Here is a 14,703-nt window from a genome sequence, read left to right as displayed (position 1 = left end):
ACCCACAACACCTGCTGACCGGGCGCCCGGCCCCCCACCCCCCCGGGCGCGGCCCGGGGCCGGGGGGGGGGGGGCCCCCCCCCCCCCGGCCCCCCCCCCCCCCACGTCCATGAGGAAACACACGATGAGACTTCGCGCAGACAGACCCGTGGGGCCCGCCGCCCGCCGTACCGCGGTGGCGACCGCGGTGGCGCTGGCGCTGGCCGGTGCCGTGACGGGAGCAGGACCCGCCGTCGGTTCCGCCGATGACGCGGCAGCCGACAGCCACGCGGCACACGGGAGTTGGCTCCCGGACACACCGGCGAACTGGCCGCTGGTGGTGGACTCCGGCCGCACGTCGGCCGAGACCGTCACGCGCGGCCTGGAGCACTACAGCGAGACCTACGACACCGTCGGCGGACGTCAGCACCTCCAGGTGCTGCGGGCCGACCTCGGCGATCCGAACCTCCGGGTCGGGATGGTCCAGGCCGGCGACACCCTCACCAACCCGGCGGACGAGACCCCGTCGTCCATGGCCCACCGCACCCACGCGGTGGCCGGTGTCAACGGCGACTACTTCGAGATCCACGCCAGCGGACGCCCGCTCGGCGGCATCATGACCGACGGGCGGCTCCTCAAGAGCCCCAGGCCGGGCTTCGCTTCCCAACTGGGCGTCAGGCCCGACGGCACCATGGTGATGGGTCCGCAGACCTTCTCCGGGACGATCACCGCCGGCTCCGCGACCCGCCCGCTCGCCTCGGTGAACACCGTGAACGACGTGGCGTCCGGCGGCATCACCGAGATCACGCCCGCCCTCGGCGAGACCCCGGGACTGGCCGAGCCCGCCACCCTGGCGCTCGGCCACGTCACCGACGACGGGTTCGTCGTCGACGACATCACCACCGGCCTCACCACCGTCCCGCGACTGACCGCCGGCCAACTCGGCCTGCTCGGCGCCGGCGACGGCGGGCAGTGGCTGAGCGACACCCTGCGCGGCGGCGACCGGGTGGGCCTCGCCACCCGGCTCTCGCCCGACGACGACCTCACCCAGCTGATCAGCGGAGTCGACACGCTGGTGAAGGACGGCAAGGTCTACAAGGACCCGACCGGCACCCCGCCGAGCGGCGCCAACCCGGAGACCGCGGTCGGCGTCACGGAGGACGGCAAGCACGCGATCGTCGTCGCCGTCGACGGCCACGGCGGCGCCGCGACCGCCTTCGGCATGACCCGTGACGAGGTCGCCGGCTACATGGTCGCCCACGGCGCCCACTCCGCGATGCTCTTCGACGGCGGCGGCTCCACCGGCATGGTCAGCCGCGCCCCCGGCGCGCACCAGGCCGAGCTGGTCAACACGCCCTCGGACCTGCCCGGCAACACCGAACGCCCGGTGGCCAACGGCATCTTCTTCTACTCCACCGCCAAGGAGGCCGGACCGGCCGTCAAGGTCGTGGTGAACGGCGGCGAGAAGGTCACCACCGTCGCCGGCGGCTCCGTCCCGCTCCCGGTGCACTCGGTCGACCGGTACGCCAACCCGTCGTCCGGCGAGGTCCACGTCCGCGTCGTGCCCGCGTCCCTCGCGTCGTACGAGAACGGCAGGCTCACGCCGCACCACGCGGGAACGGGCCGGATCGTCGCCTCCGACGGCAAGGCCTCGACCTCGGAGAAGCTCGAGGTCGTGAGCAAGCTGGAGACGCTCACGGTCTCGCCGGACAAGGCCGACCTCGACAACGGCGCCACGCAGCAGCTCACCCTGTCCGGCTCCGTCAAGGGCGGCGGCGAGGTGCAGATCCCCGCCGAGGCCGCCACCTGGAAGGTCACGCCGCAGGACCTGGGCACCGTCGACGCGCACGGCCTGTTCACGGCCGACGCCGACCACGGCGGGCTCGCCGAGGTCAGTGCCCATGTCGCGGGCGCCACGGGTACCACGTCGATCGCCGTCGGCAGCGTCAGCAAGGTCATCGACCCGATGACCAGCCTCGACGTCTGGCGGCTCAGCAACAACACCACCGGCGAGCCGGCCACCCTGGCCGCCGATCCCGGCGTCGTACCGCCCGGCTCGACCGAGTCCGGCTCCCTGCGCCTGGACTACTCGATGCCGGCCGGCTCCGGCGTCAAGCAGCTGGTCCTCTCGCCGCGCACCACGCTGAAGACCGACACCCACGAGGGCCAGGTCCCCACCGGCATCGGGGTCTGGATCAAGGGCGACGGCAACGGCATCGAGCTCGCCGAGAAGTACATCGGCGTCAACGGCACGTCCACGACGCTGTATCCGACGTTCGTCACCTGGAAGGACTGGCACCTCGCGGTCGCGCAGCTGCCCGCCGGCATGCAGTTCCCGCTGACGATCAGCTTCATCGACTTCCTGGCCATCAGCCCGAGCACCGCCTACAGCGGCTCGCTCAACGTCGCCGGACTGCAGGCGCTGTACTCGCCGCGACCGGTCACGGTGCCCGAGTACCGGGCGATCCCGGACAACCCGAAGTGGCTGTCCTTCGAGGAGGACTCGGCCGACTTCGCCAAGAAGGGCACCACCCTCCTCGCCGGCGACGACGCGCACCTGCTCGCGAGCGACCCCGGGTCGGTCAGCAGCAACGTGATGGACTCCCTCGCGAAGCGGCTGCCGACCCTCAGCCCGCAGGCCCGCCCGGACGCCGCCCAGTTCCTCGGCGACATGTCCGACGACGGCAAACTGGTCGACCTGCAGTACGCCAAGTCCAAGATGGACGCCCTCGGCATCCCCGAGCGCGACATCGTCGGCAACCACGAGATCACCCAGGGCGCCGACGCGGAGAACGGCAACTACAGCGACACCTTCGGCGACACCCACTACGCCTACACCCAGGGCGCGGCGCGGATGATCGTCACCGACAACTCGCACGGCAGCCTGCAGTCCTCGGACCCGTTCCAGGACCCGGTGGGAGCGCAGTACCCCTGGCTGGTGAAGCAGTTGACCGACACCACCGCCAAGGACGTCCTGGTCATCACCCACATGCCCGCGTACGACCCGCACCCGGCCGCGAACAGCCAGTTCACGGACCGCTGGGAGGCGCGGATGTACATGCGCCTGGTGCAGCGCTACCAGGAGACCCACCCGAAGCAGCACGTGATCATGATGTACGGTCACGCCCGCGGCTTCGCCGAGCAGATCCTGGACCCCGAGGGCCGGAGCACGACCGTCGAGCAGGGCGGCATCCCGCAGTTCACGTTCGCGGACCTCGGCATGCCCGCCTACGCCCCGGCCGACCAGGGCGGCTTCTACCACTTCGGTCTGGTCCGGATCGGCGACGACGGTGAGCTGCAGTACAGCGTCGAGCCCGCGCTGGCCTCGATCGGCGTCAAGGGCCCCGAGGATCCGATCGCCAAGGGCGACCGGATCACCCTCACGGCGACCGGTGACATGATCGCCGGCGACAACATCGCACCGCTCACCATCCCGATCGCGGACCCGGCCTCCCACGTCTGGTCCTCCAGCAACCCCAAGGTCGCCTCGGTGGATCCCGCCACCGGCCACCTGACCGCCCACCGCGCCGGCACCGTCACCGTCTCGGTGACCTCCGGCGGCATCACCGGCAGCGCCCAGGTCGTCGTCCGCTGACCTGACCCGTCGAGGGGTGCCCGAGCACGCTCGGGCACCCCTTCGGCATGGCGTCAGGGGGCGGCGTGCGCGGCGCCCCGCAACACCCGGGCGGCGTTCGCCGCTTCACGGGCCCGCAGGGACTTCCATGCGGCCGCGTCCTCCTTGTGCCCGGTCAGCCAGTCGCGCTGCAGGGCGCCGAGACGGCCGTAGCCGCGCTCCAGGTAGCGGGTCTGCTTCTTGCAGTCGAGGTCGGCGGTGACCGAAGGATCGCCGGTGAGGTCCTTGTCCTTGGGGAGCCGCTGGGCGAACGCACGGGGGTCGGAGGCCTGGATGCCCGCTTCGGCCATGCACCTGCGCCAGTCCCTGTCGGCGGCACGGGCGGCGGCGTCGCCGGCCAGGCTCGCCGCCGCGTCGCGCTCCCCCTGGTCCAGGACGAGGCGCAGCGCGAGATCGCGCTCGCGGCCGTCCTCGCCGAGGAGACGGGTCTGTGCCTCGGCAAGGCACCCGGTGGCGGGCCGGGTGACGCGGACGACCTTGTTCCGGGCGGAGATCCTGCGTTCCGGGTCCCCGTACAGGGCGCGGTCGAAGGCCTGTCCGCGGTTGCGTTCGACCGGTTGACGCTCTGTCCCCGCCGCTCGTCCGCCCGCCGGGTCGACGGATTCGATGCCGAAGTAGGACGTGACGGAGCCGGTCGCCTCTGAGCCGGCAGCGGCCGGTTCGGGCGCCGGTTCGTAGGCGAAGCCGTGGCGCGCCATGCAGGTGGCGACGAGCGACTGTTCGGCCCGGTGCACCTGGCGGGCGGTCTCCGGCGACGAGTTCAGCAGTTTCTGCAGGGGGAGCGCCGTGCGCAGGGTGGCCGCACGGTCCTGCGGCTCGTCCTGTCCCCGGTCGTCGCGGTGAAGGGACCAGCCGATCGTCGCCGCCACCACGAGCGGCGTGACGAGGAGCAGGGCGGTGCCGGCGCGTCGGCGCGGCTGCGCACGCGTGCCTGGACTCCGGCCGGACTCGGGCGGCGGCCCCGAGGGGCCGGGAGGTGGACTCGTCGGTGGCATCGGGCGTCCTTCCGGCTGGCTGATCCGTGCGCGGCGGGGTGCCGGGACCGACGGGGCGGGGCGGCAGGCCGGCCTGCCGTCGCCCCGTCGGCCTGGCCGGTCAGTAGCAGCTGATGCTGGTGGTGCCCCGCAACTGGAGGGAGCTGGCCGTGTTCTGCTGGCTGCCCGGCAGGTAGTCGACGTACGACCCGGGGTTCACACAGAAGAGGAAGCCGCTGTAGCCGGAGTTGACGTAGTAGTGGCTCTCGTAGCCACCGGTGCTCGAGTTGCTCGCGGACACCGTGTTGTCGTTGACGCCCTGGCCGCCACCCGACCGGGTGGTCAGCTGGTTGAAGGTGTCGCCCGCGAAGTTGCTGTCCGAGTTGAAGTACGAGTGGCGAGCCGAGTCGTTGATCCCCAGGTAGAACACGCAGTGGTACCCGGAGGCACAGTTCGGGCCGGCCGAGGCAGGGGCGGCAGTGGCGAGCAGTCCGGCCGAGGCGGCCATCGCGGCAAGGGCGGCGGTGAAACCGAGCCTTCTGCGGATGCGCATGTATGACTCCATTCTGCGGGTCGGATGCACCGGCCTTCCGCCCCCTCCGTGGGGGAAGGGCGCCGGCCGGAGCGAGCGGAGCCACTCTCTTGCTTGGGATGGGAGAAGGTCATGTGCTGGGCGCGCACAGTGATTGGCCGACGGCGCACTGTTGAATTCGGGACCAGACTCCCACCATGTACCCGGGGGACACACGGGGGGCGTTGTGCGCAGGGTGGCCGATCTTGACGAGGTACCGCGCGCCGAGCGGGCGTCGGCGTGGGAAGCGATCATCGCTCGGGGCGCACTGCCGATGAGCTGTCGGTTCCTGATCCCGGACAACTGCCGGGCGCGGCTGGTGTCCATGCCGCTGGGGGGCGTGGCACTGGCGGAGGCGAGTTACAGCGCGCTGGTCGCGGAGCGAGGTCCGCGTCTCATCCGGCGCGACGACCCGGAGTTGTACGAGATCGCCGTGGTCGTCGCCGGAGACCAGGGCATCGAGCAGGCGCGGCAACGGGCGCTGGTCAGACGCGGGGAGATGGTGCTGCACGACTCCTCGCTCCCGCTCACGGCGCGGACGGCGGTCACCGCGGGGATGTCGGGGGCGTTGATCCTTCAGTTCCCGAAGCAGCTGGTCCGCCTGCCCGAGTCCCGGATGAGGGAGTTGCTGGCGGTGCCGCTGCCCGCGTCCTCGGGGGTCGGGAAGCTGCTGGCGACGCTGTTACGGGGCCTCGTCGAGGAGTACACGGAACTCTCCTCGCGGGATCTCGTCCGGGCCGGGCAGAACGTGCTGGACCTGACCGTGGCCGTCCTTGGGCACTTCACCGACCGCGATCCCCGCCTGACGCCCGAGTCCCGGCGGCATGTCCTGTACCTGGAGTGCGCCGCGTTCGTGGAGCGGCATCTCGCCGATCCGGACCTCTCCCCCGGCCTCGTGGCCCGGGCGCACGGGATCTCACCGCGGTATCTGCAACTCGTCTTCCAGGAGCAGGACGCGACCCCGTCCTCGTTCATCCGTGAACGCCGCCTCGCGCACTGTCGTCGCGATCTGGCCGACCCCCGACTCCACGCGGTGCCGGTGCACGCGATCGGCGCGCGCTGGGGCTTTCCGCGGGCGTCCGAGTTCAACCGGGCGTTCCGGCGCAGGGAAGGGGTGTCGCCCGGCGCGTACCGGCTGCTGGTCCGGGGCGGTGGAGCGGCCCCGGAGCGCCCGGCGCGGTCGGTGCCCCGGGGCGGGACCGCCGCCGCGGCAACTCGATGTGCCACTACGGCGGTTGCCGCGCCGGGGCGGGTGACGTTGCCGAACCCGCGCTTCCCCACGACGGGCGGTGCCGCCCCTGTCGGCAGGGGCGACGGCTCCGGGTAGCTCTCCCCGCAGGCTCCGCAAGTCCGGCGCGGTCACTGCGTGGTGGTGCCGGCGAAGACGGCCGACGGCGGCTCCCCGGGGGCGTAGCGGTCGGAGAGCCCTTCGGGGACCAGGCCGGCCTTGTACGCGACCCGCACGGACGCGTGGTGCGCCGGGTCGATCAGAGCGACGACACGTGCCACGCCCGCGGCGTGGGCGTACCGGACCGCCGCGGCGGCGGCCTCGGAGGCGTACCCGCGACCCCAGTGCGGGCGCGCGATGTGCCATCCGATCTCGCGCTCGCCGGGGTCGCTCCCGAGCGGGCGCACGTAGACGTCGCCGACGAAGCCGGCTCCCGCCGCGTCCACGGCCCAGAAACCGCAGCCCGGGCCCCGGGCCGCGACGGACCGCCAGCGGTCGATGTCCTCGAGGATCACACGGACGTCGGTGGCGGGCTCGTCTCCGGTGTACCGGCACACCTCCGGGTCGGACCACATGGCGAACGCGTCGGGCGCGTCGGCCGCCGTGAACGCGCGAACGGTGAGCCGAGGGGTGCGGAAGACGAGGTCAGGGAGCACGCGCACGAGGATAGGGCGAATCCCCTCGTGCGACGTTCGTCACCACCGCACCGGTCGTCACCGCCGCCCCATAATGGTTTATGGTTCAACCAACACCCTGTTCGACGGGTGCCGGAACCAAGGATGAAAGCCGTCATGGGCATCTTCCGCCGCAACCGAACGTCCCCCGACCACACGGAGATCACCACAGTGCCCAGCCCCGTAAAGCTCGCTGTCATCTACTACTCCTCCACCGGGACCGTCTCCACGATCGCCCAGGAGATCGCGCAGGCCGCCGAGAAGGCCGGCGCCGAGGTTCGCCTGCTCAAGGCCGCCGAACTGGCTCCGCAGGCCGCGATCGACTCCAACCCCGCCTGGGCCGCCAACGCGGCGGCGACCGAGGGCATCGCGACCGCGACCCCGGAGGACATGGAGTGGGCCGACGCCGTGATCTTCGGCAGCCCGACCCGCTTCGGCAACATCGCCTCCCAGCTCAAGCAGTACATCGACACGCTCGGCGGCCTGTGGGCCCAGGGCAAGCTCGCCGACAAGGTGTACAGCGGCTTCACCGCGACCGCCACCACGCACGGCGGCCAGGAGTCCACGCTGCTCGCGCTGTACAACTCCATCCACCACTTCGGCGGCATCCTGGTCTCCCCCGGCTACACGGACGCCGTCAAGTTCGCCGACGGCAACCCCTACGGCACGTCGCACGTCGACGCGCAGGGCAACAACCCGGTCGACGAGACCACCCGTAACGCCGCCCGCGTCCAGGCCGAGCGCGTCGTCACGATCGCCGCCCGTCTCAAGGCCGGACTCGCCGCCGCCTGAACCACGCCTTCGACGTCGTAGGCCGTGAATCGATGCCCGTCACCCGCACAGCGCCGTGCGAGTGACGGGCATCGGCGGTGCCGGAACCTGGGCGACACACCGTTCGGGGTGGAGCGGGACACGGTCCGCGATCGGCATAGTGCCGTGCAGGAAGCCGGCCGGGAACCGGCGAACGCACGAAGAACGAGCGGAGCGCGGCACATGGATCCTTCGACGCTGGACGCCTTCGACGCGGTCAACGTGATCGGCCGCTATTTCCAGTTCTGCGACGCCAAGGACTTCGACGGGATGCGCGGCCTGTGGACGGATGTGGTCTCCGTCGACTACGGGGGCGTCTTCCCGCTGGAGGGCCAGGTCGAGGCCGACGCGCTGAAGCGCACCATGAGCGAACTCCTCGGCATGATCCCGCTGACCCAGCACATGGTCACGACTCCCGTCGTGGACGTCGAGAAGGACTCGGCCACGGTCCGGTTCCACCTGGAGGCCCTGCACCACCACCCGGGCCTCGGTGCGGACACGTCGGCCACCGACTGGACCCTGTACGCCCGTGACGTGATCGGCCTGCGCCGGACACCGCACGGCTGGAAGGTGGCGTCCGAGACGTTGCGCGTGGTGCATCAGACCGGGAACACCGACTTCGTCTCCGACCTCGCGCGCCTGGCCGCCGAGTGACCCGCTGGACGTCGCGTTCGCGCGTCACCTCGTGGTGCGCAGCAGCAGCATGGCGACGTCGTCGGTGCGGGGGATGCCCCGCAGGGCGTGCCGCAGGAGACCGTCGATGAGGGCGTCGATGTCGTCGGCGGGGGTCAGGGCCAGCTGACGGGCGAGGTCGGCGACGGCCTCGTCGATGTCGGTCCCGGGGGCTTCGACCAGCCCGTCCGTGTAGAGCGCGAGAGTGGTGCCCGGTGGCAGCGGAATGTCCTTGGTGGCGTACTCGGCGTCCGGGTTGATGCCGAGCAGCAGACCGGTGGGCACCGGGAGGACCTCGCTGCGGCCGTCCGGGTGGCGCAGCAGGGGCGGCGGGTGTCCGGCCGTGGCGAGCGCGGCGCGGTGCTTCGCCAGATCGAGGTGGACGTAGAGGCAGCTGGCGAACAGCCCGGGGTTCAGGTCGCACATGAGCTGGTTCGTACGGGCCATGAGTTCGCCGGGGCAGGTGCCCGCGGCGGCGTGGGCGTGGACGGCCGTGCGCAGCTGGCCCATGAGCGCGGCGGCCTGGACGTTGTGGCCCTGGACGTCGCCGATGACCGCCGCGGCGCTGTCGGAGTCGCAGCGGATCAGGTCGTAGAAGTCGCCTCCGATGTCCATCCCGTGACCGGCCGACAGATAGCGGGCGGCCACGCGCAGGCCGGGCACCACCGGCAGTTCCCGCGGCAGCAGGTCGCGTTGCAGGGCATGCGCCAGGCGCTGCTTCGCGTCGTACAGCCGGGCCCTGTCCAGGGCCTGGGCGACCAGGCCTGCCACGGACACCAGCAGATGCCGTTCGGTCGGCGGGAAGCGCTTGGCCCGGTTGTACGACAGCACCAGGAGTCCGACGGGGCGGCCACGGATGGCGAGGGGCAGGAAGGCCCACGCGTCCCTGTCGGCGTAGCGCACCGCGTCCGGATGGGCGGACCGGAAGTCCGCGAAGTCGGTGAAGAAGGCGGGCTGCTGCAGGGTCAGTGCCCGGGCGGGGGGCGCGTCGGAGGTCAGGGGCTGGCCGTCGAAGGGGGCCAGGAAGGCCGGATCGTAGCCTCGGTGGCCGACGACCCTGAGCCGCCCCTCGTCCACCGTCATCAGCACCAGGCCCGACGCGCCGAAGGCGGGAACGAGCTGGTCGGCGACCCTTTCGGTGACGTCCTCCACCTCCACCGTCTCCGTCAGGCTCGCCGCCAGATGCGTCAGGTGGTAGAGCGTCGTGGCACCGCCGGGCACGGCGGACGGCCGGGCGGGGCGCTGCGCCTCCCGGGACGCCTCGGCCGGCAGCGGTGTGATGTGCACGCTGACGCCGGAGGCGTCGGGATAGAGCTGGAAGGACAGCCTGCGGTCGGGTGAGCGGGCGACGGTGAAGTGCGCGGGCCGGTGGCTGATGACCGAGGCGCGGAAGCGGTCCTCGAAGAGGGGCTCACCGGGCCATCGCAGATGTTCCCAGGGGCGGACACCCAGCAGGTCGTCCGCGCTCGCCCCAAGCAGATCGGCCGCCGCGTCGCTGACGAAGGTGGTCCGGCCCTCCAGGTCCAGCGACATGGCCCCCGGCAGGCGGGCCGCGAAGTCGTAGGCGGCCATGGTCTCGGCCGTGCCGGGCCGGTGCGGACGTACCGGCTCCAGCACCTGGGGGCGGGCCCCGGGCGTCAGCGGGTGGCCGCTGTCCGCCGCGGCTCCCAGCAGCAGTCCCGCCCGGCGGCAGAAGGTGTCGATCGCCTCGCGTTCTCCTTGTGCCAGCAGCGCGGGACGCGATGCGGGCCAGAGCAGGCAGACGACACCCAGTACGCCGTCACCCACGAGCACCGGCGCCGCCGCCACCGTGTGCTCCGGTACCACGAGGGCGAGTCTCGGGTAGTGCAGCGCCAGCTGATCGGCGCTGCCGACCCAGACCAGCCGTCTGTCCCGCACGGCCTCCGCCGCCGGGATCGCCTCCTCCACCCGGATACGGGCCCACGGAGCGGCGATGTGCCAGGACATCCCGTACAGCATGGACAGCTGCAGCACCGGCTCCCGCGACGGCAGCAGGAACAGCATGCCGCCGGAGGGCTCGGCCTCCCGCACCAGGTCGCGGAACAGGGTGGCGAGCTCGTCCCATTCCGGCCCTGAACCGGCGGCGACAGGCTGCACGCCACTTCACCGACCTTCCGAAGCCACGACCGGGATTTGGGCGGGTAACAGGGTCCGGCAGCGGTGCCCGCCCCGCAGCAGTCACCTCCCGCCGACGGGCGGACGTCCGGCCGTCACGGGCACCCGCTCCACAAAAGGGACAATAGTCACTCGGGGGAGATAAGGCGCGCAGATCACCGCCGGTCGCGTGCGCCCGGGGTGAGCGGTTGCGCGCGACGGCGCGGCACCATGGACACCATGCGGACGCGACCTCTCCTCGTCTACGACGGCGACTGCGGCTTCTGTACGGCCTGCGTGACCTTCGCCCAGCGACGGATCAGACCACGCTGCGAGGTCACGGCCTGGCAGCGGGCGGGACTGGATGCGCTGGGCGTCACCCGCCGCCGGGCCGAGTACGAGGCTCTGTGGATCACTCCCGACGGGACGGTGCACGGCGGCGCACAGGCGGTGGCCAAGCTTTTGGCGAGCGCGCGGGGCGGCTGGGCGGTTCTGGGAGCGGTGTTGCAGCTGGCGCCCGTGCGGTGGCTCGCCCATGGCATCTACCGCGCCGTCGCCGACAACCGCCACCGCCTTCCCGGCGGCACACCGGCCTGCGCGCTGCCCGCCACGCACCGGCACGACCCCGGTTGACCCCTGCTGCTTCTGCTCCTGCTCCTGCTCGCGGCAGGAACAGCCGGCCGCCGGGGCGCTCAGTCGAGGAAGTCGGCCACGAGTTCGGCGAACTCCTCGGGTGAGAGGACCTCGACCCCCAGTTCCTGGGCCTTGACGGCCTTGGAGCTGGGCTTGCCGCCCGCGGAGGGCGCGGCCACCAGGATCGACGTCTTGGCACCGACGCCGCTTCCGGCCCGGCCGCCCGCCTCCTCTATCAGCGCCTTCATCGCCTCGCGCCCCAGGCCCTCCAGCGGCCCCGTCATCCTGCCGGTCACCACCACGACCTTGTCGGCGAGCGGCCCGTTGCCCGTCGTCGACGACTGCTCCTCGGGTTCGATCATGTTCACGCCCGCCGCCACCAGCTTGTCGATGACCGGGGCGAGGGCGGCGACCTGCTCGACGACAACCGGAGCCTTCTCCGGACCGATGCCCTCCACGGCCTGCATGGCGGTGGCGTCGGCCCGGCGAACGGCGTCCATCGTGCCGAAGTGCCGGGCGATCCGGCGGGACATGCTGCGTCCGGTGCCGAGGACCCCGAGGGCGCAGAAGACACGGCTCAGCGGGCGGGCGCTCGCCGCCTCGATCTGCTCGGCCAGCTTCGCGGCCCGCTTTGCGCTGCCCGCGGCGGCCGTGAGCTGCTCCGGCGACAGGGTGAACAGATCGGCGACGTCCCGCACGGCACCGGAGTCGACGAGTGCCCTGACGTACGTCCTGCCCAGGCCGTCGATGTCGAGCATGTCCCGTCCGGCCGCGTACTCGATCAGCGCGGGCAGCGCACAGGACGTGCCCTGCGCGCACCTCCACCGCTCCTGTCGCCTGTCGATCTCGCCGCCGCACCGGGGGCAGGCCGTGGGCAGCGGCACCTCCTGAGCGCCGGCGGGGCGCAGCCCCACGACGGCGGCCTGGACGCGCGGAATGATGTCGCCCGCCTTGTACACGGTGACCGTGTCACCCAGGTGGAGGTCGCGGCGCCGGATGTCGGCCGGGTTGTGCAGGGTGGCCCGGGTGACGGTGGTCCCGTCGATCTCGACGGGCGCGAGCACGGCGGTCGGGGCGAGGACGCCGGTCCTGCCGACCTCCCACACCACGTCCTGGAGGACCGTTCGGCGCTCGACCGCCGGGAGTTTGAAGGCGATCGCCCAGTACGGGAACCGGCTGCCGGACCCGGCGGCGGCCTGCTCGGCCGCGTCGTTCACCTTGATCACGACCCCGTCGATACCGAAGGGCAGACCGGGGCGCAGCGCGGCGATCCGGTCGACGCTCCGCTGCGCCTCGGCGAGCGTGTCCACCACGTGCAGTCCGGCCGGCGTGTCCGCGGTCGTACGGACGCCGGCTTCGGCGACCGCGGCAAGGATCTCGGCGTGGGTGGCGACGGCCGGCAGGAACGCCTCGCCGTCCAGTCCGGTGGCGCCGTAGGCCCAGAACGTCATCTCCAGCCGGTACGGGCGGTCCTTGGCCCGCAGTGTGCCGGCCGTGCCGTTGCGGGGGTTGGCGAAGACCTGCGCGCCGTGGGCGGTGCGGACGGCGTTGGCCGTCTCGAACTGCTCCTGGGTGAACAGGACCTCACCGCGCACCTCGAAGGTGGCGGGGACCGGCAACTCCTCGGGCAGCCCGGCGATCTGGCCGATGACGTGGCTGACGTCCTCGCCGTGGGCGCCGTCGCCGCGGGTCACGATCTGCACTAGCCGTCCGCCGCGGTATCTGGCGGCCACGGCCGCGCCGTCCATCTTGGGCTCCACGGTGAAGCCCCCGACCGGAGCGCGCCCGAGGCGTCGCTGAAGTGAGGCTTCCCAGGCCACCAGGCCGTCGGCGTCGAAGACGTTGTCGAGGCTGAGCAGCCGGCTGGTGTGGGCGACGTCGCCGGCCGGGGCGGCCCCGTCACCCACCTGCCCCGTCGGGGAATCCGGCGCCCGGTCGCCGGGATGAGCCGCCTCCCAGGCCAGCGTCTCCAGCCGGAGCAGGTCGTAGGAGGCGTCGTCCAGCGGACTGTCGCCGTCGCCGTAGTAGGCCCGCGAAGCCTCGCGCAGGGTCGTGAGCGCGGCCTCGTAGTCGCCGCGGCTGGACAGGCTGAACTGCGCCTTTTCGGCGGGAGAAATCGTCATGCCGGTCATCTTGGCGCAGGGCACTGACAATGCCCCCGCGCTGTCTCAGGTCAACGGGTCGCCTGCTCGGCCGTGTCCGCGTCCTTCGGGTCTCCCTGTCGCGCGAGGGCCTCGGCGACGGCCTCGCGGACGCGTGCGTCCTCACGCTGCTTGCCACGCTCGCGGCGGCGCCGGACGAGGACGACGGTCACGGCGACGGCGGCGATCAGGGCGAGGGCGAGCCCCAGCAGCACCCACGGGACCGCCCAGCCGTGGGCCGTGGTCTCGACCGGGTCCAGGGGCGTGATCGAACCGGCCGCGTCGGTGAGCAGGGGGGTGAGGTGGGCGGTGGCCGTCAGCGTGACCGTGGGCGCCACATCGCGCACCGGCACCTTGACCTTCCACTTCTCCCCGGGGAGCAGCTCCGGCGATGCCGGGATGTCGCCCGCCTTCGTGCGCAGCAGGCCGAACGGGCCCTCCATCGAGACCGATTGCCGCGCGGCGAGCAGGACGTTGCCGGTGTTGTGGATCGTGTACGTCACGGTGGCGTCGCCCGCGCCGAAGGGGTTGGAGGTGCCCGTGTAGTCGACGTGGAGGTCCTCGATCGCGAGCCTCGGGTCGAGTTCGCCGCTGACCCGCAGTTTGACGCGGATGCCGAGCCGGCGGTCGACGTTGATGCCGCGTGTGTCGTCGGACTGGGTGAGGGAGGTGAGGATGCCGCCCACGTAGTCGCCGGGGGTGGCGTCGTCCGGGACCGCGAGGGTGAAGGGGATCTCGGCGGACCTGCCGGGCCTGATGACGACGCTGTCGCGTGCGGAATGCACCCAGGCGCCGACCGCGACGGACTTCTTGTCCTTGGTGACCAGGTCGAGTTGCCCCGTGTCGGTGGTGTAGCCGTCGGCGGCGTAGAGGGCGAGCCGCAGCGGGGTTCTGCTGCGGTTGGCGACGACCATGGCGTCCTCGACCTTGCCGCCGGGGTTCACGGTGTAGGTGTAGCTGGACCGGTCGTCGCCGTATCCGTTCGCGGCGGTGCGCACCGTCCAGGTGACGTCGCCGTCGGCGGCCCGGGCGAGGCCGGCCTGGAGGCCGACGAGGGTGAGGGCCGAGAGCAGGAGCAGGGTGGCGGTGCGGGTGAAAGCGGTGACGAGGCCGGCGGTGCGGCGGGTCGTGGACGAGCGCATGGCGGGGGTTCTCCTGGCAGGGGGCGGGGGGGGCCCCCCCCCCGGGGCGCCCCCCCCCCCCCCCGGGGGGGGGGGGGGGGGGGGGCCGGGTTGGGGTGGGTGGGGGGGGGTAGGCCCGAGTAGGCGCGAG

Annotated in this window: 11 protein-coding genes; 5 read left to right on the top strand and 6 right to left on the bottom strand. The window is 72.3% G+C overall.

All coding sequences use genetic code 11. The features are described 5' to 3' along the window. The first annotated feature begins 124 nt into the window (after window positions 1–124). Window positions 125–3,574 carry a phosphodiester glycosidase family protein gene (locus ACIP2X_RS06105; RefSeq protein WP_401668103.1) on the top strand — a complete coding sequence of 1,150 codons (3,450 nt, stop codon included), beginning with the start codon at window positions 125–127 and terminating at the stop codon, window positions 3,572–3,574. 53 nt (window positions 3,575–3,627) lie between these two features. Here ACIP2X_RS06105 and ACIP2X_RS06100 read toward each other — a convergent pair whose 3' ends face one another. Beyond that, a complete protein-coding gene (locus ACIP2X_RS06100) occupies window positions 3,628–4,608 on the bottom strand; it encodes a hypothetical protein (protein ID WP_401668101.1) in 981 nt (326 codons plus the stop codon). Between the two features lie 100 nt (window positions 4,609–4,708). Next, on the bottom strand, window positions 4,709–5,140 hold the full coding sequence (locus tag ACIP2X_RS06095) for a hypothetical protein (protein WP_401668099.1): 432 nt from the start codon (window positions 5,138–5,140) through the stop codon (window positions 4,709–4,711). Between the two features lie 205 nt (window positions 5,141–5,345). On the opposite strand from ACIP2X_RS06095, the gene ACIP2X_RS06090 reads away from it, so the two are divergent. After that, a complete protein-coding gene (locus tag ACIP2X_RS06090) occupies window positions 5,346–6,485 on the top strand; it encodes a helix-turn-helix domain-containing protein (protein ID WP_401668097.1) in 1,140 nt (379 codons plus the stop codon). A gap of 32 nt (window positions 6,486–6,517) precedes the next feature. On the opposite strand, the gene ACIP2X_RS06085 is transcribed toward ACIP2X_RS06090, so the two are convergent. Further along, window positions 6,518–7,042 carry a GNAT family N-acetyltransferase gene (locus ACIP2X_RS06085; protein ID WP_401668095.1) on the bottom strand — a complete coding sequence of 175 codons (525 nt, stop codon included), beginning with the start codon at window positions 7,040–7,042 and terminating at the stop codon, window positions 6,518–6,520. 135 nt (window positions 7,043–7,177) lie between these two features. Here ACIP2X_RS06085 and wrbA point away from each other — a divergent pair, with 135 nt between their 5' ends. Both wrbA and ACIP2X_RS06075 read left to right on the top strand, forming a co-directional pair. Continuing rightward, on the top strand, window positions 7,178–7,852 hold the full coding sequence (gene wrbA / locus ACIP2X_RS06080; protein WP_401668092.1) for an NAD(P)H:quinone oxidoreductase: 675 nt from the start codon (window positions 7,178–7,180) through the stop codon (window positions 7,850–7,852). 201 nt (window positions 7,853–8,053) lie between these two features. Next, window positions 8,054–8,524 (top strand): nuclear transport factor 2 family protein, encoded by a 471-nt coding sequence (locus ACIP2X_RS06075; RefSeq protein ID WP_401668089.1) that lies wholly within the window; start codon window positions 8,054–8,056, stop codon window positions 8,522–8,524. A 24-nt stretch (window positions 8,525–8,548) separates the two neighbouring features. Here ACIP2X_RS06075 and ACIP2X_RS06070 read toward each other — a convergent pair whose 3' ends face one another. Continuing rightward, window positions 8,549–10,660 (bottom strand): SpoIIE family protein phosphatase, encoded by a 2,112-nt coding sequence (locus ACIP2X_RS06070; protein WP_401668087.1) that lies wholly within the window; start codon window positions 10,658–10,660, stop codon window positions 8,549–8,551. 237 nt (window positions 10,661–10,897) lie between these two features. Here ACIP2X_RS06070 and ACIP2X_RS06065 point away from each other — a divergent pair, with 237 nt between their 5' ends. Next, complete coding sequence (locus ACIP2X_RS06065; RefSeq protein ID WP_401668084.1) at window positions 10,898–11,290, top strand: thiol-disulfide oxidoreductase DCC family protein; 393 nt, start codon at window positions 10,898–10,900, stop codon at window positions 11,288–11,290. A 59-nt stretch (window positions 11,291–11,349) separates the two neighbouring features. Here ACIP2X_RS06065 and ligA read toward each other — a convergent pair whose 3' ends face one another. Further along, on the bottom strand, window positions 11,350–13,413 hold the full coding sequence (gene ligA, locus ACIP2X_RS06060; RefSeq protein ID WP_401668081.1) for an NAD-dependent DNA ligase LigA: 2,064 nt from the start codon (window positions 13,411–13,413) through the stop codon (window positions 11,350–11,352). Window positions 13,414–13,463: 50 nt separating this feature from the next. Further along, window positions 13,464–14,573 carry a WxL protein peptidoglycan domain-containing protein gene (locus ACIP2X_RS06055; RefSeq protein WP_401668079.1) on the bottom strand — a complete coding sequence of 370 codons (1,110 nt, stop codon included), beginning with the start codon at window positions 14,571–14,573 and terminating at the stop codon, window positions 13,464–13,466. Between the last annotated feature and the right edge of the window lie 130 nt (window positions 14,574–14,703).

The sequence above is a fragment of the Streptomyces sp. NPDC089424 genome, from assembly GCF_044749345.1.
Lineage (GTDB): Bacteria > Actinomycetota > Actinomycetes > Streptomycetales > Streptomycetaceae > Streptomyces.
Note: the sequence above shows the minus strand (reverse complement) of the source record. Positions and strands in the feature narration are given on the sequence as shown.

What these genes read in the sequence shown, in the direction of transcription:
- ACIP2X_RS06100 (WP_401668101.1), bottom strand. Translation starts at nt 4,608, where the DNA reads ATGCCACCGACGAGTCCACCTCCCGGCCCCTCGGGGCCGCCGCCCGAG.
- ACIP2X_RS06095 (WP_401668099.1), bottom strand. Translation starts at nt 5,140, where the DNA reads ATGCGCATCCGCAGAAGGCTCGGTTTCACCGCCGCCCTTGCCGCGATG.
- ACIP2X_RS06075 (WP_401668089.1), top strand. Translation starts at nt 8,054, where the DNA reads ATGGATCCTTCGACGCTGGACGCCTTCGACGCGGTCAACGTGATCGGC.
- ACIP2X_RS06065 (WP_401668084.1), top strand. Translation starts at nt 10,898, where the DNA reads ATGCGGACGCGACCTCTCCTCGTCTACGACGGCGACTGCGGCTTCTGT.
- wrbA (WP_401668092.1), top strand. Translation starts at nt 7,178, where the DNA reads ATGGGCATCTTCCGCCGCAACCGAACGTCCCCCGACCACACGGAGATC.
- ligA (WP_401668081.1), bottom strand. Translation starts at nt 13,413, where the DNA reads ATGACGATTTCTCCCGCCGAAAAGGCGCAGTTCAGCCTGTCCAGCCGC.
- ACIP2X_RS06055 (WP_401668079.1), bottom strand. Translation starts at nt 14,573, where the DNA reads ATGCGCTCGTCCACGACCCGCCGCACCGCCGGCCTCGTCACCGCTTTC.
- ACIP2X_RS06105 (WP_401668103.1), top strand. Translation starts at nt 125, where the DNA reads ATGAGACTTCGCGCAGACAGACCCGTGGGGCCCGCCGCCCGCCGTACC.